Annotated in this window: 27 protein-coding genes and 1 pseudogene; 20 read left to right on the top strand and 8 right to left on the bottom strand. The window is 67.9% G+C overall.

Going from position 1 to position 24,334, the window contains the following annotated elements:
• Window positions 1-349: 349 nt before the first annotated feature.
• The 3 genes from FZO89_RS12505 to FZO89_RS12495 all read left to right on the top strand — a co-directional run bounded on the left by FZO89_RS12505 (window position 350) and on the right by FZO89_RS12495 (window position 1,888).
• Window positions 350-772: an ACT domain-containing protein gene (locus FZO89_RS12505; protein WP_149103566.1), complete on the top strand. Its 423-nt coding sequence runs from the start codon at window positions 350-352 to the stop codon at window positions 770-772.
• Entirely contained in the window at window positions 769-1,065 is a 297-nt protein-coding gene (locus FZO89_RS12500) for a hypothetical protein (RefSeq protein ID WP_149103565.1), read from the top strand. Before FZO89_RS12505 ends, FZO89_RS12500 begins: the two co-directional genes overlap by 4 nt.
• Before the next feature lie 94 nt (window positions 1,066-1,159).
• The gene (locus FZO89_RS12495) at window positions 1,160-1,888 is read left to right on the top strand and encodes a hypothetical protein (RefSeq protein ID WP_149103564.1); all 729 of its coding nucleotides are present in this window, start codon (window positions 1,160-1,162) and stop codon (window positions 1,886-1,888) included.
• Window positions 1,889-2,025: 137 nt separating this feature from the next.
• Here the strand turns inward: FZO89_RS12495 and FZO89_RS12490 are convergent, their stop codons facing one another.
• Together FZO89_RS12490 and FZO89_RS12485 are read right to left on the bottom strand one after the other, a co-directional pair.
• Window positions 2,026-3,021 carry an alpha/beta fold hydrolase gene (locus FZO89_RS12490; RefSeq protein ID WP_149103563.1) on the bottom strand — a complete coding sequence of 332 codons (996 nt, stop codon included), beginning with the start codon at window positions 3,019-3,021 and terminating at the stop codon, window positions 2,026-2,028.
• A gap of 201 nt (window positions 3,022-3,222) precedes the next feature.
• Complete coding sequence (locus FZO89_RS12485) at window positions 3,223-3,717, bottom strand: GyrI-like domain-containing protein (RefSeq protein WP_149103562.1); 495 nt, start codon at window positions 3,715-3,717, stop codon at window positions 3,223-3,225.
• A gap of 263 nt (window positions 3,718-3,980) precedes the next feature.
• Between FZO89_RS12485 and FZO89_RS12480 the strand changes: the two genes are divergently transcribed.
• On the top strand, window positions 3,981-4,424 hold the full coding sequence (locus FZO89_RS12480) for a tellurite resistance TerB family protein (RefSeq protein WP_187471142.1): 444 nt from the start codon (window positions 3,981-3,983) through the stop codon (window positions 4,422-4,424).
• A gap of 978 nt (window positions 4,425-5,402) precedes the next feature.
• Here FZO89_RS12480 and FZO89_RS12475 read toward each other — a convergent pair.
• Together FZO89_RS12475 and FZO89_RS12470 are read right to left on the bottom strand one after the other, a co-directional pair.
• A complete protein-coding gene (locus FZO89_RS12475) occupies window positions 5,403-6,113 on the bottom strand; it encodes an REP-associated tyrosine transposase (RefSeq protein ID WP_149104163.1) in 711 nt (236 codons plus the stop codon).
• A 93-nt stretch (window positions 6,114-6,206) separates the two neighbouring features.
• Window positions 6,207-6,800 carry a MarR family winged helix-turn-helix transcriptional regulator gene (locus FZO89_RS12470; protein WP_149103560.1) on the bottom strand — a complete coding sequence of 198 codons (594 nt, stop codon included), beginning with the start codon at window positions 6,798-6,800 and terminating at the stop codon, window positions 6,207-6,209.
• Window positions 6,801-6,885: 85 nt separating this feature from the next.
• Between FZO89_RS12470 and FZO89_RS12465 the strand changes: the two genes are divergently transcribed.
• Window positions 6,886-8,223 (top strand): alpha/beta hydrolase family protein, encoded by a 1,338-nt coding sequence (locus FZO89_RS12465; protein WP_149103559.1) that lies wholly within the window; start codon window positions 6,886-6,888, stop codon window positions 8,221-8,223.
• 51 nt (window positions 8,224-8,274) lie between these two features.
• Here the strand turns inward: FZO89_RS12465 and FZO89_RS12460 are convergent, their stop codons facing one another.
• Complete coding sequence (locus FZO89_RS12460) at window positions 8,275-9,045, bottom strand: SDR family oxidoreductase (protein ID WP_149103558.1); 771 nt, start codon at window positions 9,043-9,045, stop codon at window positions 8,275-8,277.
• 238 nt (window positions 9,046-9,283) lie between these two features.
• Between FZO89_RS12460 and FZO89_RS12455 the strand changes: the two genes are divergently transcribed.
• Genes FZO89_RS12455 through FZO89_RS12445 form a run of 3 tightly spaced genes read left to right on the top strand, consistent with a single transcriptional unit; the run spans window position 9,284 to window position 12,293 of the window.
• The gene (locus FZO89_RS12455) at window positions 9,284-10,339 is read left to right on the top strand and encodes a type 1 glutamine amidotransferase domain-containing protein (RefSeq protein WP_149103557.1); all 1,056 of its coding nucleotides are present in this window, start codon (window positions 9,284-9,286) and stop codon (window positions 10,337-10,339) included.
• Window positions 10,340-10,372: 33 nt separating this feature from the next.
• A complete protein-coding gene (locus FZO89_RS12450) occupies window positions 10,373-11,083 on the top strand; it encodes a response regulator transcription factor (RefSeq protein ID WP_149103556.1) in 711 nt (236 codons plus the stop codon).
• Window positions 11,070-12,293, top strand: coding sequence for a sensor histidine kinase (locus FZO89_RS12445; protein WP_149103555.1), 1,224 nt, complete (start codon window positions 11,070-11,072; stop codon window positions 12,291-12,293). The genes FZO89_RS12450 and FZO89_RS12445 overlap by 14 nt, the downstream gene beginning before the upstream one ends.
• Window positions 12,294-12,398: 105 nt before the next feature.
• Here the strand turns inward: FZO89_RS12445 and arr are convergent, their stop codons facing one another.
• Window positions 12,399-12,803, bottom strand: a complete 405-nt coding sequence (arr, locus tag FZO89_RS12440) for an NAD(+)--rifampin ADP-ribosyltransferase (protein ID WP_222928118.1) — start codon at window positions 12,801-12,803, stop codon at window positions 12,399-12,401.
• 226 nt (window positions 12,804-13,029) lie between these two features.
• Between arr and FZO89_RS18875 the strand changes: the two genes are divergently transcribed.
• The 6 genes and pseudogenes from FZO89_RS18875 (at window position 13,030) to FZO89_RS12410 (ending at window position 16,445) form a co-directional block, all read left to right on the top strand.
• On the top strand, window positions 13,030-13,152 hold the full coding sequence (locus FZO89_RS18875; protein ID WP_262378642.1) for a hypothetical protein: 123 nt from the start codon (window positions 13,030-13,032) through the stop codon (window positions 13,150-13,152).
• Between the two features lie 282 nt (window positions 13,153-13,434).
• Window positions 13,435-13,716: a hypothetical protein gene (locus tag FZO89_RS12430; protein WP_149103553.1), complete on the top strand. Its 282-nt coding sequence runs from the start codon at window positions 13,435-13,437 to the stop codon at window positions 13,714-13,716.
• A 29-nt stretch (window positions 13,717-13,745) separates the two neighbouring features.
• Window positions 13,746-13,931: pseudogene (locus FZO89_RS18870) on the top strand (trypsin); the annotation flags it as partial.
• Window positions 13,932-13,986: 55 nt separating this feature from the next.
• Window positions 13,987-14,703, top strand: a complete 717-nt coding sequence (locus FZO89_RS12420) for a hypothetical protein (protein WP_187471141.1) — start codon at window positions 13,987-13,989, stop codon at window positions 14,701-14,703.
• Window positions 14,704-14,867: 164 nt separating this feature from the next.
• On the top strand, window positions 14,868-15,350 hold the full coding sequence (locus FZO89_RS12415) for a hypothetical protein (protein ID WP_149103551.1): 483 nt from the start codon (window positions 14,868-14,870) through the stop codon (window positions 15,348-15,350).
• A gap of 84 nt (window positions 15,351-15,434) precedes the next feature.
• On the top strand, window positions 15,435-16,445 hold the full coding sequence (locus tag FZO89_RS12410; RefSeq protein WP_149103550.1) for a hypothetical protein: 1,011 nt from the start codon (window positions 15,435-15,437) through the stop codon (window positions 16,443-16,445).
• 352 nt (window positions 16,446-16,797) lie between these two features.
• On the opposite strand, the gene FZO89_RS12405 is transcribed toward FZO89_RS12410, so the two are convergent.
• Complete coding sequence (locus FZO89_RS12405; RefSeq protein ID WP_262378641.1) at window positions 16,798-17,556, bottom strand: anti-sigma factor family protein; 759 nt, start codon at window positions 17,554-17,556, stop codon at window positions 16,798-16,800.
• A complete protein-coding gene (locus tag FZO89_RS12400; RefSeq protein ID WP_149104161.1) occupies window positions 17,553-18,080 on the bottom strand; it encodes a sigma-70 family RNA polymerase sigma factor in 528 nt (175 codons plus the stop codon). The genes FZO89_RS12405 and FZO89_RS12400 overlap by 4 nt, the downstream gene beginning before the upstream one ends.
• A gap of 178 nt (window positions 18,081-18,258) precedes the next feature.
• Here FZO89_RS12400 and FZO89_RS12395 point away from each other — a divergent pair, with 178 nt between their 5' ends.
• The 6 genes from FZO89_RS12395 (at window position 18,259) to FZO89_RS12370 (ending at window position 24,238) form a co-directional block, all read left to right on the top strand.
• Entirely contained in the window at window positions 18,259-19,338 is a 1,080-nt protein-coding gene (locus FZO89_RS12395) for a catalase family peroxidase (protein ID WP_149103549.1), read from the top strand.
• The gene (locus FZO89_RS12390; RefSeq protein WP_149103548.1) at window positions 19,335-19,925 is read left to right on the top strand and encodes a cytochrome b; all 591 of its coding nucleotides are present in this window, start codon (window positions 19,335-19,337) and stop codon (window positions 19,923-19,925) included. The genes FZO89_RS12395 and FZO89_RS12390 overlap by 4 nt, the downstream gene beginning before the upstream one ends.
• Before the next feature lie 109 nt (window positions 19,926-20,034).
• Window positions 20,035-20,826 (top strand): alpha/beta fold hydrolase, encoded by a 792-nt coding sequence (locus FZO89_RS12385; protein ID WP_149103547.1) that lies wholly within the window; start codon window positions 20,035-20,037, stop codon window positions 20,824-20,826.
• A 121-nt stretch (window positions 20,827-20,947) separates the two neighbouring features.
• Window positions 20,948-22,537, top strand: a complete 1,590-nt coding sequence (locus FZO89_RS12380; RefSeq protein ID WP_149103546.1) for a GMC family oxidoreductase — start codon at window positions 20,948-20,950, stop codon at window positions 22,535-22,537.
• A gap of 506 nt (window positions 22,538-23,043) precedes the next feature.
• Window positions 23,044-23,457, top strand: coding sequence for a nuclear transport factor 2 family protein (locus FZO89_RS12375; RefSeq protein WP_187471140.1), 414 nt, complete (start codon window positions 23,044-23,046; stop codon window positions 23,455-23,457).
• Between the two features lie 280 nt (window positions 23,458-23,737).
• Window positions 23,738-24,238: a BON domain-containing protein gene (locus FZO89_RS12370; protein WP_149103544.1), complete on the top strand. Its 501-nt coding sequence runs from the start codon at window positions 23,738-23,740 to the stop codon at window positions 24,236-24,238.
• Window positions 24,239-24,334 lie beyond the last annotated feature (96 nt).

The following is a 24,334-nucleotide window of genomic DNA, read 5'->3' as shown; positions in this document are numbered from 1 at the left end:
CAGGCGGGGACCCGCGTCTTCCCGGCCCGCGGCCGGCCGACCGTGGCCATCAATACATCTATCGGACGATGAAGGGAACTCTTGACCCCGATTCTTGCGGAAGCGGGGACCAAGGGGAGGCAAACAGGTGTCAGGGACATGCTCCTCCCCGGCTCGACGAAAGGGACGCAGAGGCTGACCTGCTCGGTTGCTCCCTCCGGAGCGGCACGTGGCGCTTGTACCGGCCCTCGGACAAGCCATAGGCTCGCCGAAAGCGAACAGGCGTCTCCCGCCGACTTCCAGCGCGCGCTGGACGAGCGGGGGGAGATCGAACGCCTTCTGCTGGACCGCAACAAGCAAGGGCAAAGCAATGCAGGCGATCGCCGACCTCCAGGAGCTGCTGCTCCACATGCAGCCGGAACTCGATCCAGGCCGCTACGCGTTCGTCACCCTGCCTGCCGGATTCCCGCTCGACCCGGCCCATGTCGTTGCGTCCATTCGCGAACCCGAAGGGCTCTCGGTCATCATCCCGGAGCAGGTTGCCGTGGAGTTGGGCCTGCCGGTCGCGTTCACCGCCGCCTGGATCACCCTCACCGTCCACTCGGACCTGTCTGCCGTCGGCCTGACCGCCGCGTTCTCGCAGGCACTCGCACAGGCCGGGATCAGCTGCAACGTCGTGGCCGGCGTCTGCCACGACCACCTGTTCGTGCCGGTTGGGCAGGCCCGGGCGGCCATGGATGTCCTGCGGGCGGCGCAGGCGGCGGACGGCATCCACGTGAGCGACAGTGCATGAAGGCGATGATCGAAGTCGTGGCGCCGCTGTTCGCGGGGTACCTGGCGCTGTGGGTGTGGGTGTACCGCTTTCGCCCGGGTGGCATATTTCGCTATGGCGGCTACTTCGGCTTCGAGGACCGGAAAAGCCTGCGCAGGTTCGCTTTCAGGAGTTCGCTCTGGATGGTGGCGGCGATCGCGATCGGAATGCTGGTGCATCCACGGGAACACATGATCCAGTACGCCCTTACGTTCCTGCTCGGCGTCGGTGCCGCGCTCATCCACATCTCCAACGTCCGCCCAAGGCTCCGTTAGACATCCGGACAGCGGGCCTTCTGAGAACAAGGGGGCGGAAAACAAGAATGGTGTCAGGGTCATTCTTCCCCGGAGAATTGAACCCCGCGGCAAGATGGCAGGGTGGCTTGCCTTTCTCCGTCCCGTTGCCACTCTGCATCCGCAGGAGCGCTTCTTGAAGACACACACGCTCATCTTCGCGCTGGCCTTCCTGGTCATGGCGGGCGGTGCCGGCGTGCGCGCGGCGCGGCACGACGACGATGCACGCGCCTCCGCTATCGCGGGTTCCCGGCATGTGCTGTACCTGCACGGCAGGATCGTCGAGCAGCAGGGCAAGGACGCCGTCAGTCCCGAGTACGGGCGCTACATGTTCGATGAGATCGTGTCCGCGCTGGGAAGGACGGGCGCCGTGGTGCATGCGCCTGTCAGGTCCGCGGACTCCACTACCGACCGGGCCGCGGGAGACGTCGCAGGCCTCGTCGACGGCTTGCTGGCGGCAGGGGTCGCGGAAAGCGACATCACCATCGTGGGCGCTTCGATCGGCTCCATCATCGCCATGAAGGCGTCGGACAGGATGCAGCGTGGCTCGCTGCGGTTCGTCCTGCTCGGCGCATGCAACGACTGGGTCCGCGATGAGCTCAAGCCCGAGCTGCATGGCCACGTGCTCTCGATCTACGAGGAGGGAGATCCCTACGGTGGTAGTTGCAGGTCGGTCGTCGCCAGCCAGCCGACCGTCGGTGAATTCGAGGAACGCGCCCTTTCGACGGGCCTGAGCCATGGTTTCCTGTACCGGCCGCTTCCCGAATGGGTCACCCCAACCCTGGCCTGGTCGCAGTCGGACTGAAGGAACGAGGGTACCGGCCCGCGGTCATTGTCGTCTTCGGACCCGCTCCCATTGGCGGAAAAGTTGTTGGGAACAGTAGGAGCAACAACGGGCACGAAGGTATTCAACCTGGCTGGATGTGTGGTGTCAGGGACTGCTTAATGTGCCCCGTCCCGTTTGGTGGCTGAACGCCTCGCCATGAAATCGAGGATCAGGCGCGCGATCTCGTCGGTCTTCTCGTCGAGCGCGAAGTGGCCCGCGTCGAGCAGGTGGATTTCCGCGTCGGGGACGTCCTGCCTGAACGCCGCGCCCCCGGCGGCGATGAAAGACGGGTCATTGGCTCCCCACACGACGAGGGTCGGCGGCTGATGTTCGCGAAGCCAGGCCTGCCACTGCGGGTAGGCCGCAACGTTGGTCCGGTAGTCGTAGAGCAACGCCGACTGGATCGCGCGCTGGCCGGGCTTCGAAAGGTGCGCGAATTCATCGAGCCACGCCTGCGGGTTGTAGCGCTCCGGATGCGATGTGCCGGCGGTATGGCGCTGCATCGTGGTGTCGAACGACAGGAAGGCGTCGAGCACCTCCGGGTGACCGTCCGGGTCGGCCCAGTATTCGGTGATGCCGGGCCACTTCCTGCCCAGTCCTTCCCGGTACGCATTGCCGTTCTGCGTGATGAGCGCGTCCAGCCGCGCCGGGTGCGCCAGCATCAGCCGGAAACCGACCGGCGCGCCATAATCGTGGACGTACAGGCTGTAGCGCTCGATCCGGAGGCGCACCAGCAGGTCATTCATGACCCTGGCGAGATGGTCGAAGGTATAGGGGAAGGCGGATGGGGCGGGGGCGTCGCTCTGTCCGAAACCCGGGTAGTCCGGCGCGATGATGTGGTATCGGGTGGCCAGCAGCGGGATGAGCGCTTCGTACTGGCGGGACGATGTTGGAAAGCCATGCAGCAGGACGATGGTCGGCGCATCTTTCGGTCCGGCTTCGCGGTAGAAGATCCCGACGCCGTCGATCTCCACCCTGTGATAGGTCGTCGTCGAGCTGGAGGACACCAGCGGAGCAGCCCACGCCGTCGGTGCGAAGGCGACCAGCAAGGCAGCAGCTGCCGCCACTGTGAATAACCGGTTCTTCAGGCGGATATGCAGGCGGCCAGCCATGAAATGAATCCTCGTTCGAGCCAATGTCGGTCTTGGGGGAACGCAGTACCTGTAAGGGTCAGCAGCGTGGTCATGGCTGTGTATTCGCGCGGGGAGGCTTCCCGGTTACATCAAAGCGCAATCAATGGTGTCCAACTGACGGACACAGCAGTCTGGCGGGAAGCCTTGATTCCCTCCGTCCTTTTTTTTGCTGGCGCGTGCCTACGGCTCCCTGAGCTTGATCGTCACCGTCGTGCGCAGCTTGCCCGGATCTGGTTCCTCGGCCGGGCTGTTGTGCAGGATCTCGGAGCGGTGCGCGAACCACTCGCCGTCCGGCTGCTGCCGACTGTCGAACACCAGGCCGGCGTGCTTCGACCAGCCGATCAACACGGCGTTGACGGTGATCAGGTCCTCGTACGGGCCGGTGTAGGTTATCTCGGCGTGGGGGCCGGCCGGGAGCACGCCGCTGGTGAACTCGCCGCCCGCCTCGACCGGATGCGCGAGCGGCACGCCGAATTCCATCTGCAGGTACGGCATGTCGACCACATTGTGCTTGAAGAACACCGGCCCGGCCGCTTCGAGGCCGCGTTGCGCCAGGTATGCGGACAGCTGCGCGAGGATGGCGGGAATCTCGTCGTCGAACGGCAGCGTGACGTGCTTCCTGAGCGCGACGTAGGGCGTGGCGCTGCGTTCGACGATGCATGGCAGGCTGAGCATGTGCGGTCTCCGGTTCGTTGGGCGGGCGCGTGGGGGCCCTCGCTGGTGCGACGAGCCGGGCGGCCGCGGATCGACAATCCGGCGGGCGTACGGACTGCGGCTTCCATTCTTCTCCCGCGGCAGCAACAGGGGCGGAGGGAACCGGACCCGGCGGGAACGATGGTGTCGGGGCCTGCCTGATTCCCTCCGTCCCGTTCAGCGGTTGAGAACCCCGTGGCGGACCCCAGTTCATCCGATCCACCGAGACACAGGCAGGCATCCTCGTGACCGACTGGTTCAAGGCGCTCACCCGCATCGTCAACAGCCACGAGCCCGGCGACGATCCACATGCCCTGCCGCGGGCCGCGGCGGCGCTGCTGCTGGAGATGGCGGTCACCGCGGAAGGCGGCGAGGACGTGGAACTCGACGTCGTCCACCAGGCGATGGCCGCGGCCTTCGGCATGCCCCCGGACGAGCTGGCGTCGCTGATCGGGCAGGCGCACGAGGCGCGGCGGCAGTCGGTTTCGCTGCACGAGTTCACCCGGGAGCTGCGGCCGGGGCTCGATCCGGCCCAGCGCGCCGAGCTCGTCGAGTGGCTGTGGCGGGTTGCGTTCGCCGACGCGCGCCTGGACAAGCACGAGGAACTGATGGTCCGCCGCGTCGCCGACCTGCTGGCCGTGCCGCATGCCGAGTTCATCCGTCGCAAGCACCTGGCGAGGGCGACTTAAAGGGGACGGACTTAAAGGGGACGGAGGGAATTACCCCCCCGCCCCGCGCGCAGGAAGCTCGGACTTAAAGGGGACGGAGGGAATTAACCCCCCCCGCCCCGCCCGCAGGAAGCTCGGCTCTCGGCCTCCCCCTGGGCCGCAATGCCACGGGGCGGTTGAGGGCTTTCTCCACCATCGCCTGGAAGCGCGGCTCGCCAAGCGCCTTCTCCTGTGTCAGGTAGGCTCGGATTCGCGCCACCTCCCCGGCATCGATCGCCGCGTCGAGCCACGCGCGGTAGGCCACGGCACGGCTGGCCGGGTCGCTGCCCAGTGCCTGGTAGACCGGATGCGACACGATCAGCGGGTCCCGCGCCCTGTCCAGGTGCGTGTGCACGCTGGATTTAAAGGGGACGGAGGGGATTAAACCCAGCCGCAACAATGGTGTCAGCGCCTGCTTAGTTCCCTCCGTCCCGTTTGGTGGTTTAGTGCGCTTAATTCCCTCCGTCCCGTTTAGTGGTTTAGTGCGTTTAGTGGTTCCGTTTGGTGCTGCTGCTACACCGATACGTTATCGGGTGCACACGACAGGCTCTCGGCACCTACAGTAGGGAAACTGGAAAACCGTAAGGGGCTGGGCCTCTCAGGAACTAATGTCGTATGCTGCTAGTTCAGGGGGAACGTTCATCAAACCAAAGGAGTGAGACGATGAAGACGCAATCTCCAATCAAGGTCACATTGTTTACGGCTGTCATGTTGACGCTTCTGTCAGGCGCTGCATACTCAGCCTGCCGACCAAACAACTGTGCCGTTGTACGGGATCAGTGCCTGGCTGATGGCGGTAGTAGGTGCGAGTTCAAGTATTATCAGTGCTTGCGGTTACACGGCTGCCAGATCCCCTGATAGATCACTCAGGGTCAGGGAGGGTGCGCTCAGCGCCCTCTCTGTCTGTTGGATTGACTTAAAGGGGACGACTTAAAGGGACTTAACAGGGGACGGAGGGAATCAACCTCCCGCCCCGCCCGCAGGAAGCTCGGCTCTCGGCCTCCCCCTGGGCCGCAATGCCACGGGGCGATTGAGGGCTTTCTCCACCATCGCCTGGAAGCGCGGCTCGCCAAGCGCTTTCTCCTGTGTCAGATAGGCACGGATTCGCGCCACCTCCCCGGCATCGATCGGCGCGTCGAGCCACGCGTGGTAGGCCACGGCACGGCTGGCCGGGTCGCTGCCCAGTGCCTGGTAGACCGGATGCGGCACGATCAGCGGGTCCCGCGCCCTGTCCAGGTGCGTGTGCACGCTGGACCATCGGAAGTCTTCGGGACGCTCGACCATCGCCGCGCGCACGGGATTGAGTTCGATGTAGCGGATCACCCGCAGGACATAGGCGTCCGAGTCGACCAGGCAGGACTTGAAGCGCCCCTGCCAGAGCGTGCCGACGCGGCCATGGCGCTGGTTGAACGACTGCACGTAGGTCTGGCCGGCGCGCCGCAGGGTCTGCGAGATGTCGCCGGAGCGGTTCGCGGACAGCAGCAGGTGGACATGATTGTCCATCAGCACGAACGCATGGATGGCGACCGCATGCCGGCGGGCAGCCTCGCGCAGCACGCGCCGGTAGTGGTGGCGGTCGTCGTCGTCGAGGAAGATGGCGCAGCGGTTGACGCCACGCTGTGTCACATGGAGGGGGATGCCAGGGAGTTCCAGGCGAGGCAGGCGTGGCATGACAGCAGGGGAGAAGGGAGAGGAAGCACCATCCTGCCCTTGGCATCGCTTGCGCGCAGCCGGCGAATTCCGCAGCAAGCTGTCGGGAATCCCTTAGTTCCCTCCGTCCCTATTCCTTTTAATTCCCTCCGTCCCTATTCCTTGCCTATTCCTTGTCCCTTTTTTGGCGGCTTTCTTCGTCCGGGACGTCTTCTCCACACCGGCGGCCGGTGCGGCGAACGCGGCGAGACGCTGGGCGAAGGCTTGTTCGCGGCAGGCGGCTTCCATGCGCCACAGCGCTTCGAACAGGCCATCGCCGGCCTGGTCCATCAAGTCTCGCGAAGCCCGTTCCATCGTCAGCAGGGCGGTGCGCAGGCGCTCGACCTCCCGGCGTCCCTGTCGGGTCAGGTGCACCAGCGTGCGCCTGCCATCGTCGGGGTCGGAGCGCGACTCCACGCAACCCAGCGCCTGCAGCTGTTTCACCCAGGTGATCACCAGTGGATGCGATTGCCTCAGGCAGGCGGCGATTTCGGTGATGCCCAGCGGCCCCATGTCGTCGAGTGCGAGCAAGGTGGACGTGGTGCGGGGCGGGACGCGCACCCCGACCTGCGGATACCAGATGCTGGCCCCTTCGACCAGGTGGTCGGACAGGCGTTTGAGCAGGTGGGCCAAGTATGCGGGGCCCTGCTGCTGGATGTAGTCGGCCATCGAATGCTGACCCGGCTTGAGTTGCGATCGATTTTAGGTAAAGCTTTACGTAAATGTCCACCTTGGGGTCGCCGTGTACATCCGGATGCTTGCACTGGTCGCCGCCTTCGCCTTCGCCAACGAGGCCCCGGCCCGGACTGGAACCGACGCCGCGTGCGGCGTGGGCCTGTACCAGTTCGGCGACGGTCGCCAGGTGGATATCGGAAACAGCGACGAAGAACGTCTTCGCTGGCGGACCTGGGAGGGCCGCACCGGGTCGCTGACCGAGACCACGCCAGGGCACTGGACCAGTCGCCTCGGCTGGACGGAGCGCAGCGACGGCATCGACGTGCGCTTCGACTGCCCTGCGGGCACGCTGCGCTTCGACGGCAAGGAGGGTCGCCGCGTCGGACTGCGAACCCTCGATACCCGGTTCCAGGGCGCGGGCGTCGCCCTGGCTGGCCGCCTGGTCATGCCGCCCGGCGACGGACCGGTCCCGGTCGTCGTGCTGGTGCACGGTTCGGAGGACTTCTCCGCGCTGGAGTTCTATGCCCACCAGCGCCTGTTCCCGGGCCAGGGCATCGGCGTGTTCGTGTACGACAAGCGCGGGACCGGGAAGTCCGGGGGGCAGTACACCCACGACTACCTGTTGCTGGCCAACGATGCCATCGCCGCCGCCCGCGAAGCACGCCGCCTGGCCGGCGATCGCGCCACGCGTGTGGGTTACCTCGGCACCAGCCAGGGCGGCTGGACCGCGCCGCTGGCGGCCCGGATCGAACCGGTGGATTTCGTGATCGCCAGTTACGGCCTGGCGGTGTCGCCGCTGGACGAAGACCGGGAAGCCATCGTCTACGACATGGCGCGCCAGGGCCACGGTCCGGAGATCGTGGCCCATGCGATGGAAGTCGCGGACGCGACCGCTGCGGTGATGCTCAACGGTTTCCGGGGCGGATACGAACGGATCGAAGCGGTGCGGGCGAAGTACGGCGATGAACCATGGTTCCCGCACGTGCGCGGCAATATCACCGGCCACCTGCTGGACATGCCCGAAGCGACCTTGCGCGCGCAGGGACCCGTGCTGCTGGACGGTATCCCGCTGCAGTACGACCCGATGCCGGTGTTGCGGAACCTCGACGTGCCGCAGTTGTGGGTGCTCGCCGCCGACGACAGGGCCGCTCCCATCGGCGAAACCCTGCGTCGCCTGGCTCGACTGCAGGCCGCGGGACGCCCGATCACGACCGCGGTGTTCGCTGGGACGGACCACGGGATCTACCAGTACGAGCAGACGGCCGACGGCGACCGCGTGTCCACCCGGAATCCCGAGGGCTACCTCCGACTGTTGGCGGACTTCATCCGCGATGGCCAGGTGCGAACGTACCTGGACTACGGCGCATCGGTATCCGTATCGACCAGCGCAGCGACCAAAGGGGACGGAGGGAATTGAATCCAGCGTTGGAGCGGCCCCGGCTTCTGGAAGCTGGGCACACCTCCCCCCTCACGTCCGGCTGATCGACACCCCGCCATCCACCCGCATCGCGCTGCCCGTGACGAAGCCGGAGGCGTCCGAGGCGAGGAACAGCGCGGCCGCGGCGATCTCGTCCGGATCGGCGATGCGTTTGAGTGCGTGCATCTGTTCGACGAAGGCGCGCGATGCGGGTTCTTCGATGAAATCGCGTGCGCCGGGCGTGTCCGTGCCGCCGGGCAGCAGCGCGTTGACGCGCACGCCGTGCGGGCCGCCCTCGACGGCGAGCACCTGGGCCAGGCCGATCACGCCGGCCTTGGCGGCCGCATAGGCGGCGGTGCCGGGCATGCCGGCGGTATGCCCGACGAAGCTCGAGGTGAGGATGATCGAGCCACCGCCGGCCTCCAGCATGGCCTGCATCTGCCGTCGCGCGCCGAGGAACGCGGAAGTCAGGTTGGTGTCGATGGTGGCGCGCCAGTCGGCCAGCGACATCTCGCTGGCCGGCCCCATGGCGCCGGTGCCGCCGGCGTTGTTGAAGCCGATGTCGACACGCCCGAAGCGCGCCAGCGCGGTGTCGACGAGGGCGTCGTTGTGCGACTCGTCGCGGACGTCGCCCGCGCAGGCGATCGCCTCGCCGCCCGCGCGTTCGATCTCGCCGACCAGCTGCGCCAGCGCATCGGCGCGGCGGCCGCTCACCACCAGCCGCGCGCCTTCGCGCGCGAACCGCAGTGCCGCCGCGCGACCGATGCCCGAACTCGCGCCGGTGACGATTGCCGTCCTGCCGGCCAGTGCCTGTGCTGCCATGTCTGAGTCTCCTGTGGGGGAGCCCGCAGTCTGGGCAACGGCAGCGCGCGGTACTGGCCGCATTCGGCCGTTGCATGCGGGTCCGGCGACCGGGACCCGCCGGGCGCCTCGACGGCCGATCACCCGGGTGGCTCGACCGGAAGGCACGGCCATCCGCGGCCTGGATTGATCTTCGTTCTACATCGCCGGTGCAACGTGGCCACATCTTGAACGTGGGGCACGGCCCCGGAGGCGGAACATGCGGCGTTGGATCAAGCGGCTGCTGCTTGGCGCACTGACGGCAGTCGTGATGCTGGCTGCAGGCGCCGGTCTGTACGTGTACAGCCTGGACCTGGGCAGCCAGCCACCGGCGGACCCGCGCAGCACCGTGGCCGACCTGGCGTTCATGCGCAACGCGCCCCCACCGGCGCGCGGCCGGATCCTCGCGGTGGTCAGCAGCGCCGGGTACTTCCCCGGCACCGACAAGCGCGCCGGTTTCGAACTGACCGAACTCTCGCGCGCCTACTACACCTTCATCGCCAACGGCTATGCGGTGGACATCGCGAGCCCGCAGGGCGGTTCGCCGCCAATGCGGGTGGACGACGAGGACATGGGCGCGGCCGACCATGCCTTCCTCAACGACGCGCCGGCGCGGGCGAAGCTTGCCGCCAGCCTGCCGCTGGAGACGGTGGACGGCTCCCGGTATGCGGCGGTGTACTTCGTCGGCGGCAAGGGCGCGATGTTCGACTTCCCCGGCGATGCCGACATCGCGCGGATCGTGCGCCAGGTGCATGGCAGCGGCGGCGTGATCGGCGCTGTCTGCCACGGACCGGCGGCGCTGCTCGATGTGACCCTGGACGACGGCACGCCGCTGCTGCGGGGACGCCGCGTCACCGGCTTCACCAATGCCGAGGAACTGTTCCTGATGGAGGACGCGCGGCAGCGCTTCGACGCATTGCTGCAGGACGCGCTCGTGCAGCGCGGCGCGCGGTTCGTCGAAGGCGGCCTGTACCTGGACAACACCGTGGTCGATGGCCGGCTGGTGACCGGGCAGAACCCGTGGTCGACCTGGTCGGTGGCCGAAGCGATGGTGACGGCGCTGGGCCATCCGCCCGTCGCGCGCGAAGCGACCCGCGAGGAGCAGGCAGTGCGGGTGATGGAGGCCTATCGTCGCGGCGGCATCGACGCCGCGCTGGACGCCAGGCAGTCCGCGCCCGGGGCAGGCAAGCACCTGCTGCTGATGCATGCGCTGGTGGCCGCGATGCAGGGGCGCTGGGGCGACGCCTGGCACTTGCAACGCCTCGCGCATGGATGATTACACTCGCACGGACCTCGACGGGACCGGCCGGTGAAACTGCGCGCGCCGCCATTGCGACTGCTGCTGGTGGAGGACGATGTCGACATCGCCGCCGGCATCGGCGATTACCTGGGCCGCCATGGCGTGGTGGTCGACTTCGCCTACAACGCGGCGCAGGCGCGTGCGCGGCTGCAGGCGCAACCGTTCGACCTGGCGGTTCTGGACGTGAACCTGCCCGACCAGAACGGCATGGCGCTGTGCCAGTCGCTCAAGCGCGAGGGCGGGATGCGCGCACCGGTACTGTTCCTCACCGCGCGTGGCTCGCTGGACGACAAGCTCGCCGCGTTCGCGGCCGGCGCGGTGGACTACATGGTCAAGCCGTTCGCCCCGGCGGAGCTGCTGGCGCGCGCACGGGCCATCACCACGCACACGGCGCACGCCGGCGGCCCGCAGCTGCGCGTCGGCGCGTACGTACTGGACATCCAGCGCCACCTGTTGGCGCGCGGCGACGATTCCCTGCCATTGCATGGCACCGGACTCGTGTTGATGCGCGCGTTGATGGAGGCGAGCCCGGGCTCGGTGTCCCGGCAGGTCCTGTGCGAGCGACTGTGGCAGGGCGACCCGCCGGACAGCGATCCGCTGCGCATGCACGTCTACCAGCTGCGGCAGCACTGCCTGCGCGCGTTCGGCGTGCCGTTGATCGCCAACGTGCGCGGCGTGGGCTATCGCTTCAGCGGGGAGCCCATGGATGCGCCGGCGTAGCCTGCGGGAGGCGCTGGTCCGGCGCTGGATGCTGTTCGCCGCGCTGTTGTCGCTGCTGTTCGCGGGCATCACCCTGCTGCTGCTGTTCGTGCTGGAAGACAGCTTCATCGATCGGCGCCTGCAGACGGTCGCGGCGACCTTGCCGGCCGATACGCGCAGGGCGTCCCTGCCCGAGCATTTCACGCTGGTTCCGTTCGCCGGGCTCTCGCCACGGGAGCAGAGGCATCTCGGGAACCGAAGCACCGGCGCGATGGCGGAGTTCCGACGCGACGATGGCCGCTACGTGCATGCGCGGCTGGTGCCGGCTGCCGACGGTGGCCGCGCCGTGCTGCTGTACGACGTGACTGGCGAGCTCACCGTCACGCCGCGCCTCCCGGCTGGGCTGGCCTATGCGGTGGCGGCATTCGTGCTGGCATTGCTGTGTGCGTGGCTGCTGGCCAACGCCTTCGTCGGTCGTGCGGAACGGCATGCGCACAGACTCGTGGCGCAGGTGCGGGCGACGCCGGATCCGGCGAGCCTGGAGGCGCTGGCGCGTGCCGAGCCGGTCGGCGAGTTCGCCGAGATCCTGCTGCTGCACGCCGAGGTCTGGCGCGGCCGGCATGCGGCCGTCGAACGCGAACGCGAGACCCTGGCGTTCCTCGCACACGAACTGCGCACGCCCCTGCAGTCGGCACGCACCAGCCTGGCCCTGCTGCAGGAGGCGGACACCACGTCTCCGGCGCTGCAGCGCCTGCAGCGCGCCTTGTCGCGGCTGGAGCGCGCGGGCAACGCGATCCTCTGGTTGTCCAGCGAGGTGACGTTGGCGGGCGCGCAGCCCACGCATGCGGCATCGGCGCTGCGGGAGCTGGCCGATGAACTGCAGCCGCTGGCCGCCACGCGGCGGCAGACGTTCCGCGTGCACGTCGCACCGGGACTGCGGTGGGATGCGCCGTGGGAAGCGGTCGAAACGCTGCTGGCCAACCTGTTGCTCAACGCAATCCAGCACGGCGGCGCAGGCACGATCGAAGTGGAAGCCGATGCCACGCAGCTGGCGATCCGCAACCCGCCGGCGGCAGCCGATGCGCCGGGTTTCGGGATCGGCCTGGACATCGCGCGGCGTCTGGCCGTGCGCATCGGCTGGCAGCTGGAGATGCGGGTCTCCGCCGAACGGGTCTGCTGCGAATTGCGCTGGCCCGACCCGCATCCTTTCGAGCCGGTCCCGTCGTCCTGAAGCGCCGGGTCGGCCAGGCGAACCGGAAAGCCCGTTCGTCGAAAGTGTTGTCGGCGGCATTCGTCTCCCGATGGCCCGTGCCGATCGATGCGGCGACGACGCGGGCTAGTCTTCGATCGGATCGGCGTCGGCTTCGGGGAGGCTGGCGAGGAACGCGCGCATCTGCGCCAGGCGCTCGGGCGGATGCGCGGTCCACTGCATCACCTCGCCCACGACGCGGAACGGATGGCGCGATCGATAGGAGCGGGTCGGATTGCCGGGAAAGCGCTTGTCGGTGAGGTTGGGATCGTCCTCGATCGGCCCGGTCGGGGCAACGATGTAGATCCGCTGGGGCCCCTCGCCGGCGGCCAGTTCGGCGCCCCAGATGGCAGCGTCGAGGGTGGCGGACAGGTAGACGTACGACGACGGCTTCCTGCTGCCGAAGTTGGACCTGCGGCCGGGCCCGATCAGATCGCCCTCGCGCAGGTCCGCGCGGGTGCCGTGGTAGTAGGTCGTTGCCTGGTCGGTCATGCTTCGCTCCCCGTGCTGTCCCATCGACAGGGCGCCGATCCTGCCCCGGGCGACGGGGCTTGTCGCAAGCCCCCGGGCGGCTTATAACGTCATAACGGGAGGCCGGGCAGGCCTCCCTTTCTTTTTTTCCGCGGCGGGACAGGTGGGAAGCCATTCTTCCGGGCGTGGCCCCGGCCCGATGAGGCGTGGTGGCCCGCCGCGTTCGAACTTCGAAGAGGTCGGCCGGATGCACCATGTGCTCTTCGCGCGTCCGTCTGCGCTGCGGCTGACCGTGGAGGATGGCGGGACCACCCGCCACCACCTGTACGAGAACAGCCTCTCCATCGCCCAGGCCTGCACGCCCGGGTAGCGGAAACAGGGGTCGGAAAACAGGCGTCTCGACCTCGTCGCCGAGAATCCGGTTCGCCTTGCACCTGGTCCCCTCCGATCGGCAGCTGCGGAGCCGGCGGCTTCCACCGGCACGCCCCGGATGGCTACACTCATGGCCAGGGAGGCTGCATTCTGGAAGCGGGTGCCGACGAAACCTTGCGGTTCGTTCGCAGCCCCCGCCGCCGGGAACAGGAAAGACGTTGCGGCGCGGGTTCATGCACTCAGGGCCAGGCCCCGGTGGCGCTCGAAAAGGGAGGTTCACATGTCGCAAGATGGGACATCCAGCACGGACGCACGTGCACACCTCTGGATTGCGGGACTGTGCGCTGTCGTTGCTTACCTGTCGCCCACCAGGTTCCAGGGACTTCCGGGATGGCTGGGCGCGGGCGGCTGGCTGCTTCTGGGTGTGCTTGTCCTGGCCAATCCAACGCTCGCGGCAGCGCGTCCCCGCTTCACCCGCCATCCAGGGCTTGCCTCGATGCTGGCGTTCGTCTCCCTGTCGCTGATTGTGGGCAGCGTCGTCGTCTGGCCCATTGATCGCTGACAGGCGATTCGGAGGATCGGGGCCAGGACATGGTGCGATTGCTGCTGCCCATCCTGCTTGCCGCAACCTCGTCCGCCAGCGCGATCGTGATCCGGCATGACGTCGATGACACGCAGTACCGGGTTCCCGCGACGGAGTTCCCGGCGCTTGTCGACATGCCAGGCGAAGGGCACGGGGTGCTGGCGGACCCACGCTGGGTGGTCACCGCCGCCCATACGATCCATGCCAAGGCCGGGGCTTCCGGCAGAGTACGAAACGGAGTTCGGACGCATGCTCATCAACTGCGTTATGTGTGCGCCGCTGCTCCTGTCAGTCGGAGCGCTCTTCTATCCGGCGCCGGCGGCAGCCGTCGGGCCGCAGCCGGTCGAGACGTTCGTCTTCGTGGGTGAGCGCATCTCGATCGAGGAAGCACCCGACCCGTGCGAGCAGGAGTTCGAGAAGACCGGCGAGCGCGGCTGCATCAGCATGGATTCGCTGTATGCGGCGCGGTACCGCGTGCTGGAGCCGATCGCCGGCGCTTACCCGAACGCAGAAGTGGGGTTCAGCGTCGCCGACCACTACGGGTTCCCGGCGTTCGCGCGCTTCCGCAATGCGCTGCTGTTCGTGGCGTTGTCCGACGAGGGGCCGTGGCTCCACAAGTACCAGGCGGTTCCGGTGCATCGGACGGTCGACGGACAGTGGGCTTCCTGCGGCGACATCCGCCGCGATCCTGCCGGCAAGCCCTCGCCGCAACTGAGGACGCTGAGGTTCCGGCGGGAGATCGCGCTCGAGTCCGAGCTGTCCGAACACATGCTCGCCGGCTACCGTGCCGGCGACCAGCCACACTGGCGCATCGCAAACGGCAGGGTCTGGTGCTCGCAGGGGATGCTGCTGGAAGATGTGTACGAGGTCGTCCGCAGCGGCGTGATGCAGGCGCGCGGGATTCCGCTGCCCGCCTGGCCTGGCCGGCGCTCGCCGCAGACGGACTCGCGCCCCGTGCGCCCTTGATCGGGCCGGAGGAACGAGGCCATTCTTCGTCGCGCCAGAAGCGATGCGGAGCGGGCCATGCTCACCGACCGACTCGTGCGACCGGGGGATGAACGTGGTGGGGAAGGGTGATCGCGGTTGCGTCCGGGAACACGGGGCTGATCGGACACGGCCACAACCGGGGAATGAGGGAAGAACTCAATGAAGATTGCCGCCGGACAGCGGAGGTTGCGTTCATGCGGATCCTGACGATCCTGTTACTGGGGTGCGGGCTCTATGGCGCCTACCAGTGGTGGCAGGGCCGCGAGGTTGCCGGCGAGGTCGCCGCGAGCGCCAACGGCTTCGTGCCGGTCGAGATGCCGGCTGGCGTCGCGCGCAACGCGGTGCTGGTGCTCGCCCCGCGCAATTGCCCATCGGAGCAGGCGCAGCGCACCGAGTCCCTCGTCCGGGAGCTCGAGCGGCTGGGCATCCCGGTCGTCAGGGGAGACGGGTTCTCCTTCGACGTGGCGGATCCGACCAGCGAACAGATGGCCGGGATCGACCGCGCCGTCGAGGTGTTCAAGCGCGGCGCGCCGGCCGTCTTCGTGAACGGCATGGCGATGTCGAATCCGACGGCCGCACAGGCCATCGCGGAGTACAGGGCGGGAAGAAGCAAAGGTGCGCCCTAGCCGGGAACGCGGTCGCGTTCGCTTCCAGGAAAGGCACGGGCTCCGGCTCACTGACTGGTCCGAGATGCAGGAGGCTCTCCAAGCATGCTGAGCCGGTTCTTCCGCAAGCCCAAGGGACCGACTGCGGATGCCCCCAGGCATGCGCCCGAGCCAGCGCCCGTCGACGTCGGCGTCGACATGCGCTGGCGCCCCGGCACCCGGTTTCCGATTCCCGACTGGGAGGCGATGGGTGCCGCGGCGGCGGAGGCCGACAAAAGCTTTCTCGACCGCTATTACGCCACTGCCGCCCGCCAGTGGCTGGACGCCCTGGGCAACGCGCTGCCCGACGCTGAGTACAGGCTACGGGCCAGCGGAAATTTCCTGCTCCTGTCCTCGCTGCCCGAACGGGCCGGGACCCTGGTGCTGGGCATGTGCGAGCAGGCGCTGCGGGCCATCCGCGCGCGGCTGGGCCCGCTCGCATCCGACGAGGGACATGGCCCGTACGTGGTGATGGTGTTCGCCTCGCGCGAGAGCTACCACGACTACCTCGACCACTACCGCCCGACGGACGGCGACTACGCACCTTCCAGCGGCGTGTTCATCAACGCCGGCTACGGCCACTTCGCCAGCTGGCACGACGCACTCGACGACCTCGAGCCGGTCGTCGTGCACGAACTGTCCCACGCGCTGCTCACGCACCTGCCGCTGCCGGTGTGGCTCAACGAAGGCATCGCGGTGAACGTCGAGCAGGCCCTGCTGCCCCGCATGGCCGACCCGCGGCTACGCCTGTACAGCCCTGCCGAGATGCACGCCCGCCACCTCGCCTGGTGGAATGCCGGGCGCATCCAGGCGTTCTGGTCGGGTGAGGCGTTCCACGTCGGCGATGGCGAGGAACTCGCCTACGATCTGGCCGCCACCATCACCCGCCTTGCCGCGAAGCAGGACGAATCCGCATTCCGGGCGTTCGTGCTTGCGGCCGGTTGGCAAGATGCCGGCCGGGGCGCCGAAGCGGAACTCGGCTTCCCGCTGGTCCACCTGGTCGAGGCCGTGCTGGGCGAAGGCGACTGGGCGCCGCGTCCGGCACAATGGCGGCAGCCGGAGTCGTCTGCCGACTGAATCCGCAGATCGGCTCGCGGACGCGTGGAGACTTGCGGGCGGAAGAACTCGTATCGGCAACTGGCAGGCAGGCGGATCGACTCGGGGCTGTATCGCCGAAGAACCCGGCGCGCTGATGTTTCCACCCGGGGACGTCGTGCCGTCGTCCCGATGGGGCGCGCTGGCCCGCGCTGGAGACAACGCAGTCGTCCCGGGGCGCCTGGCCCTGGAAGGCGGTGGCGCCCGACAACCGACCGGCAACACGGTCTGGGGGACCAATGCCGGGGTTGGGTCAAGGCCGTGCAAGCACTCGTCGGCGATGGGCCTGCGGTGACGATGCGGCCAGTTCGAGTACCTGCGGTCTCTCTGGCTCTTACCCGCCGCCCAACAGGCTGGGCAGCTTCAACGCTGCCGCGTCTTCCGTATTGCTGACCAGTGCAAAGCTGGTGTTCCGGTGCGACCAGTATCGCGCCAGAAGGTCGCCGTCGCGGCGCTGGCCGTCGCTGCGCAACAAGCCGCGTGGACGCAGGTAGAAACCCACCCGCGCGCCTGAGCCATCCTGGTAGACCAGCATCGCCGCCGCCCCCTGTTCGGTAGAGAGCAGGCGCCCCCCCATCAGCCGATAACCTGCTGCGCTCAGGTCGGGTACCCGCCCCGCTTCGCCGAAATGGCGCCGCAGCCAGCGCTGCAGGTCATCGGTGCGGCTGGCATCGAATTCCATGGGCGGCGCCTCGACACTCACGAACTGGCGGTACGCGGCCAGGGCGTCGGCCATCGGCAACGAAGCTTGCACCGGCCGCGATTCGCGCGCCTGCCAGCCCGCACCAGTTCCCATGCCGAAGGCCAGCAGCAGCGATGCGGCAATGCCGAAGCGCGCACGTCGCCGCGAGCGCAGACGATTGCGCACGCGCGCGGGTTCCAGTGCGGTGTTGCAAGCCCAGTGTTCCGGATGTGCATGAAGTGCGCGTAGCCGCTCGGCATCGCGCTTCCAGCCCTCCACCTGGACGGCATGCTGCGGGTGCGCGGCGAGCCAGGCTTCGACATCGGCGAGCCGGGCAGGATCCAGCCGACCGTCCACATAAGCATGCAGTTCACTGTCGTCGGGCCGGTGGTGCATGGCATCGATGTTCATCGCAGGACCCTCAGCACGGGGGAGGCGGGCATTTTTTCCTCATCCATCGCACGCAACGCCTGTCGGGCGCGCGACAGGCGCGACATCACCGTGCCGATGGGGATGCCCAGCACATCCGCCGCTTCGCGGTAACCCAGGCCTTCCACGCTGACCAGCATCAGCAATGCGCGCTGTTCCGCCGGCAGTTGGGAGAAGGACGCCAACGACGTGCGTGCATCGAAGACCTGGTCCGGCGTCGGCGGCCGCGGCTCGTTTTCGGTCGCGAACAGCGAGGCGATGCGCTTCCAGCGCACCGCACGCCGATGGTCGTCGATGAACTGGCGGTACAGGACCGAGAACAACCAGGGTTGCAGGGCGTCCTCGTTGCGACGGCTCGCGCCCCGGGTCAGTGCGCGCTCCAGCGTGGCCTGGACCAGGTCATCGGCCGCGGCAGGATCCGCAGCCAGGGACCGCGCGAACCGTCGCAGCCTCGGGATCAGCTCACGCAGGGTTTCATCATCCAGCAGGGGCGATGGAGCAGGCATCGGGGAGCGCAGGGTCGGTGTTGTGCGTGGGACGTATGGGCAAGGCGGATTATTCCGCATTGCCGCCAATGCAACGGTCGGGTATCGCCGGTACATGGAATAAATCCCGCCGCCGCGCGTCCTCCACCATCCAACGATACCGGAGCTGCCCGTGCCCACCCTTCCTCCCGATCCATTGATGCCCCCGAAACCACCGATGCCGTGGCCCGCATTGACGGCCATCGCCATCATCGTCCTGGTACTGGCCACGGCCTTCGCCTGGGCGGCCGGCTGGATCGGAAAGGATCGCCTGACGGCGCCACGCCTGGTGGACGCCATCGAGGGCGGCAAGCCGTACGCGGGCTTCCGCCGGGCGCACAGCAAGGGCGTCTGCGTGGCGGGCTATTTCGAACCTTCCACGCAGGCTGCGGCGCTTTCGCGCGCACAGGTGTTCAGCCAGCCGCGCACGGCGGTGCAGGGCCGACTGTCGATCGGCGGCGCCGATCCGTACGCGCTGGACGCGCAGGCGCGCGTGCGCAGCCTAGCGCTGCTGCTGAAGGCCGACAACGGACAGGAGTGGCGGATGGCGATGAACAGCTTCCCATTCTTCTCCGTGTCCACACCGGCCGGATTCCACAAGCAACTGGTCGCGTCGCGTCCGGATCCGGCGACGGGAAAGCCGGATCCTGCAAGGATGGCGGCGTTCCTTGCCGAACATCCGGAAGCGAAGCGGTTCCAGGCCTGGGCGAAGTCCGCGCCGTGGTCCAGCAGCTGGGCCAACACGGCATACAACGGCGTCAACGCATTCCGTTTCGTCGATGCCGCGGGTCGCGAACGCTTCGTACGATGGTCGATGGAGCCACAGGCTCCATTCGAACCGCTCAGCGAAGCCGAACGCCAGCAGGCAGATCCCGACTACCTGGCCGAGGAACTGCGGGCACGGCTGCGCCGGGGTCCGCTGCGCTGGAACCTGGTCATCATCGAAGCTGCGCCCGGCGATCCGATCGATGATCCGTCGCAGGCATGGCCCGAAAACCGTCCGCGCCACATTGCCGGCGTACTCGTGTTGAACAACAGCCAGCCGCAGGCCACCGGTCGGTGCCGGGACGTGAACTACGACCCGACCGTGGTGCCTGACGGCATCGCGCTGTCCGGCGATCCGATCCTGGCGGCGCGCGCGGCGGCGTACTCGGTTTCCTTCAACCGTCGCGAACGCGAGACCGCCCGCGACCAGGCGCCGCCGGCGACCGACGTCACCATGCAGGAGGTTGCACGATGAATCGCCACGGCCATTTCGATGCGCTTGCGCGGCTGTTGCACTGGGGCATGGCCGTGCTGGTCATGGCCATGCTCTTCGTCGGCGTGGGCATGGTCGCATCGTTGGCGCTGCGGCCGATGCTGATCGAGCTGCACCGGCCGCTCGGCATCGCCATCCTGCTGTTGGCGCTGGTGCGGCTGTACCACCGCTGGCGCAGCCCGCCACCCCCGCTGCCTGCGGACCTGCCGCGCCCGCAGGCCCTCGCCGCGAAAGCCTCGCACTGGCTGCTGTACGCGCTGATGCTCGCGATGCCGCTGCTCGGTTGGTCGATGCTGTCGGCCGGTGGTTACCCGGTGCCGATGGTCGGCGCGCTGCGGCTGCCCGCACTCGTCCCGCACGACCCCACGCTTTACGCCTGGTTGCGCGGCGCGCATGGCGTACTTGGCTATGCACTTTTCGCCCTGGTGCTGATGCACCTGGCCGCGGCGTTGTACCACGCCTGGGTGCGTCGCGATGGCGTATTCGATGCAATGGCGCGGAGCGGGCGACCCAGGTCGATGCCATCGAACGAAACCGTGGCTGAGCCGACCCCCCGCTTGCAGGACTGACCTGCCCGCTGACTGATCAGGCTCAGGCAACCGACCGCCCTGTCGTGCGCCGCAAAGCGGCCCTGCCGGCCGACACGCCATACACCTGCCCACACCCGAGGATACGTCCATGTTCAAGCTGATCCCTGCAGTGCTCGCGGCCGCTCTGGCGGCCGGCACCTCCCCTTCCGCACAGGCCCATGACGCCGCGCCCGGCCACCGCGGCGCGCAGGTGAAGAATGTCGTGCTGGTGCACGGTGCTTTCGCCGACGGCGCCGGCTGGCGCCCGGTCTACGACGACCTCACCGCGCGCGGCTATCGCGTCTCGATCGTGCAGAACCCGCTGACCTCGCTCGCCGACGACGTGACGGCGACCCGGCGCGTGCTCGACCGCCAGGACGGCCCTGCCATCCTGGTCGGACATTCCTGGGGCGGCACGGTCATCACCGAAGCCGGCGTCCACGACAAGGTGGCCGGCCTAGTCTACGTGTCCGCCCTGGCACCGGACGCCGGCGAAACCACCGCCCAGCAGTACGCCGGCTTCGCGCTCACGCCCGAATTCGTGATCGACACGGGCGGCGACGGCTACGGCTTCATCAGTCCCGCCAGGTTCAAGGCCGGCTTTGCCCACGACACCACCGATGCCGACGCGGCGTTCCTGCGCGACTCGCAGGTGCCGATCAACATGTCGGTGTTCGGCACCACGCTGACCCATGCCGCCTGGCGCACGAAGCCCAGCTGGGCCGTGATTGCCACCGAGGACAAGGCGTTCGACCAGGCCATGCTCATCCACATGGCCGAGCGCATCAACGCGCGCGTCACCAGGGTGTCCGCCAGCCACGCCGTCTTCATGACGCAGCCCAGGGTGGTCGCCGACACGATCGACCTCGCCGCCAGGGAAGCCGGCCAACCGGCCGCTTAAGCGTCTCCCGCGAACGCGCCGTCCGGCGCGTCCGCGGCTTTCCCCATTGCACCCCTCTCCCACGACGGGCGGCCACACCCGGCTGCCTGAATGCCCCACCTCGCCCGGAGTATCTGCCGCCATGTCCAGCCCTCACCCTCCTTTCCATTCTTCTGACGCGACCGACGCACGACATCCGGGTCGTTACGACTTCATCGTCTGCGGCGCCGGTCCTGCCGGTTGCGCGCTGGCCGGCAGGCTCGCGGAGAATCCCGCGGTGCGCGTGCTGTTGATCGAGGCGGGCGGATCCGACGAGGTGCCTGAAGTGCTCGATCCGACGCAGTGGCCGCTGAACCTCGGCTCCGACCGCGACTGGGCCTTCGTGGCCCAGCCCAATCCGCACCTCAATCGCCGTGCCATTCCACTGAACATGGGCAAGGTGCTGGGCGGCGGATCCAGCATCAACGTGATGGTGTGGGCGCGCGGGCATCGAAGCGACTGGGAGCACTTCGCTGAAGAAGCCGGCGACGATGCGTGGAGCTATCGTTCGGTGCTCGAGATCTATCGACGCATCGAAGACTGGCGCGGCGTGCCCGATGCCGCCCGGCGCGGCACCGCCGGACCGGTGCACGTGACGACGCCGCCCCATCCCCAACCGGTGGCGATCGCCATGGTCGAGGCAGCCAGGTCACTTGGGATCCCGACGTTCGACAGCCCCAACGGCGCCATGATGGAAGGACGCGGCGGCGTTGCGCTCAACGACCTGATCGTGAAGGCGGGCCGGCGCTCATCGATCTTCCGTTGCTACATCTTCCCGAAGCTGGGGCAGTCCAACCTGACGGTGATGACCAACGCCCAGGTCGGCAGACTGGTGTTCAACGGCACCACCGTGGTCGGCGTCGAGGTGATGCAGGGTGCGCGCAGCACACGCATCATGGCCGACCGCGAGGTGGTCCTGTCGATGGGCGCCATCAATACGCCCAAGGTCCTGATGCAGTCCGGCATCGGTCCGGAAGAGGAACTGGCGCCCCATGGCATCCGGGTGATCCAGCACCTGCCCGGCGTTGGAAGAAACCATCAGGACCACGTGTCCTTCGGCTGCATCTTCGAGTCGGGTACGCCGGTGGGCGTCGGCAACGGCGGATCGGAGGCCACGCTGTACTGGAAGACCGATCCTGCGCTGGCTGCTCCCGATGTATTCCATTGCCAGCTGGAGTTCCCGGTGCCGACGCCGGAGACCGCGCACCGCGGCGTGCCGGAGCATGGCTGGATGACGTTCGCCGGACTTTCCCATCCCAAGAGTCGCGGTTCGGTGCACCTCACGGGTGCCGAAGCAGGTGCACCCTGCCGGATCGAGGCCAATACGCTTTCCCACCCCGACGACGTACGCGGCGCCGTGGCGACCATCACGTTGGCACGGGAGATGGCGCACGCCTCGCCGTTCAAGAATCTGCTGAAGCGTGAAGCGATGCCGGGAAACCTGGCGCCGTCCGAGATGGAAACCTACATCCGCGACTCGGCGGTGACCTTCTGGCATCAGGCCTGCACGGCGAAGATGGGGCGCGACAAGATGTCGGTGGTCAACGGCAACCTGCAGGTCTACGGTATCGACCGGTTGCGGATCGCGGATGCGTCCATCATGCCCAATGTCCCGAGCGGGAACACCATGGCGCCCTGTGTCGTCATCGGGGAGCGAGCCGCCGAGATCATCAGGAAAGCGCACGGGCTTTGAGCAATGCTGCAATGTGCTTCGGGTATGGCTGTGCGCCCCGGGCCTGTGCTCGGTTTGCGACCTGACAACCAACGACCTCGTTTCCCCTTCGCATGCGCCGGAGTCCGATCCACCCTCGCGATCGTCCGGAAGACGCCATGGACCCGCGGCGCTTCGCAGGGCCCTGGAACGGCTCGCCATTCAGCACCGCATTCAAGCGGGTCATGGGCGCCCCGCCGCGGCAGTACGGCAGGCGCCCGGCATCCGCTGCGAATGACGGCACCGCCCGTCTCGACGGGGCCGGTCAAGCCCGGCAGTGAAGCTGCGAAGTTCGCGGCGAGAATGCCATGGCGAAGGGCGCAAGGCGCGATCCGTTCAAGGTTCCGGACACGCCCGGGGTGCCGGGAGCCGCGATCCTGCATGCGCGACGCCGCGATGCGTCCACGCCGCACCGATAACGCTTCGACGACGCGATGCGAACGCGTCGTGCGCATCATGTGGCGACCATTTCGGACGCGAGGTGCAGGATGACCACACAGGCCGACATCATGGCCCTGGAGCGCAGGTTCTGGCAGTCCATGGTCGAGATGGACGTCGACACCGCCATCTCCCTGCTGGACGAGCAGTCCACCGTCGCCGGCGTCCGCGGCATCCGTCGCTTCGCCCCCGGGGAATACAAGGCGATGGCGCTCGCTGGCGATGCGCGGATGACCTCGTTCGAGTTCTCCGACGAGAGCGTCCTCTTCCCGACGCCGGACGTGGCGATCGCCTCGTACAAGGCGAAACAGTCCTTCACGATGGGCGGCAGGCACCACGACATGGTGGTCTACGACACCACCACCTGGGTCAGGAAGCAGGGCCGGTGGGTGGCGTGCGCCCATACCGAAACGCCGGAACAGGACGATCCGACGGCTGCTGCCCAGTCGACGGCCGCCGCCTAGCACTTCTTCAAGGCCAGGCGACCAGCCACGAAGGCGACCGGGCGTTCTTCCCAGGCGCACCGATGTGGACCCCCGCGCCTGGTGCGCGCTTCCGGATACCGATACCCGCAACGCTCTCTTCACCGACGTCCGCGCCCGCCTGGTCTCCAGTCAGTCGCCGTTGTCGTTGGTGAACGGAATCCGCGCCGATTTAACGCTCTGGCACGAACCGGTCACGTCTCGTGGACAACCCGCCCACCACACTGGCCGCACGTCCCCACTCCTGTCCCGGAGCACTGCAATGAAGATGATTTCGTCCCCGACCCGCCTGCCCCTCGCGATCGCGCTGTCCACGGCGCTCGCCTTCGCCGTGGGTTGCGCACCCGATGCCGACGACCGTGCCGACATGACGCCGGCAGACGAAGCGGCCATGGAGACCACGCCGGACACGACTCCGACGGGTCCGACCGACCCGGTGGCCACCGGTGCCGATCCCTACGCGGATCCAGCGCAGCCGCCTGCCATGGGTGACGCGCAGCACGCGGACATGGACGACGGCCGCGACTCCGACCAGCCGGTCGACGACACCTGGATCACCACCAAGGTCAAGTCCTCGCTGCTCGCCGACAACGATGTGTCCGGACTGGCGATCGATGTCGAAACCGTCAATGGCGTCGTGGCGCTCTCTGGCCAGGTCGAATCGCAGGCGCAGATCGACCATGCAACCCGGATCGCGCGCGACATCGAAGGCGTGACCAATGTCGATACGACCGGTCTGACCGTCGGCGCCGCCACCGAGTGATCGAGGGCCGGGGCGGTTCCCGGGCGTGACATGCGCCCGGCCCGTCCCCAACGGTTGTCCATGAATGCCGCGCACCTCACAGGTGCGCGGCATTTT

The sequence above is a fragment of the Luteimonas viscosa genome, assembly GCF_008244685.1.
GTDB lineage: Bacteria > Pseudomonadota > Gammaproteobacteria > Xanthomonadales > Xanthomonadaceae > Luteimonas > Luteimonas viscosa.
This window is presented reverse-complemented; position numbering and strand designations above follow the sequence as displayed.